This window comes from Nocardiopsis protaetiae (assembly GCF_045446735.1).
GTDB classification, from domain to species: Bacteria; Actinomycetota; Actinomycetes; order Streptosporangiales; family Streptosporangiaceae; genus Nocardiopsis; species Nocardiopsis protaetiae.
Genome location: NZ_JBJJBV010000554.1, coordinates 1 through 618, shown reverse-complemented (window position 1 = coordinate 618; position 618 = coordinate 1). Strand labels below are relative to the sequence as shown.

At 55.7% G+C, this 618-nt stretch carries 1 rRNA gene; it reads left to right on the top strand.

Annotated features, from left to right (window positions below):
• Positions 1–618, top strand: a 23S ribosomal RNA gene (locus ACJOT3_RS34660); the annotation flags it as partial.

The window sequence follows — 618 nt, the reverse complement described above, 5'->3', positions numbered from 1 at the left end:
GGTGATGGCGTGCCTTTTGAAGAATGAGCCTGCGAGTCATGGTGTGTGGCGAGGTTAACCCGGGTGGGGTAGCCGTAGGGAAACCGAGTCTGAATAGGGCGTTTGAGTCGCATGCTGTGGACCCGAAGCGGAGTGATCTACCCATGTCCAGGGTGAAGCGGGGGTAAGACCTCGTGGAGGCCCGAACCCACCAGGGTTGAAAACCTGGGGGATGAGGTGTGGGTAGGGGTGAAAGGCCAATCAAACTCCGTGATAGCTGGTTCTCCCCGAAATGCATTTAGGTGCAGCGTTGCGTGTTTCTTGCCGGAGGTAGAGCTACTGTTTGGCTGATGGGCCCGACAAGGTTACTGACGTCAGACAAACTCCGAATGCCGGTGAAGTGAAGCGTGGCAGTGAGACTGCGGGGGATAAGCTTCGTAGTCGAGAGGGAAACAGCCCAGATCATCAGCTAAGGCCCCTAAGCGTGTGCTAAGTGGGAAAGGTTGTGGAGTTGCTGAGACAACCAGGAGGTTGGCTTAGAAGCAGCCATCCTTTAAAGAGTGCGTAATAGCTCACTGGTCAAGTGGTTCTGCGCCGATAATGTAGCGGGGCTTAAGCACACCGCCGAAGCTGTGAAGC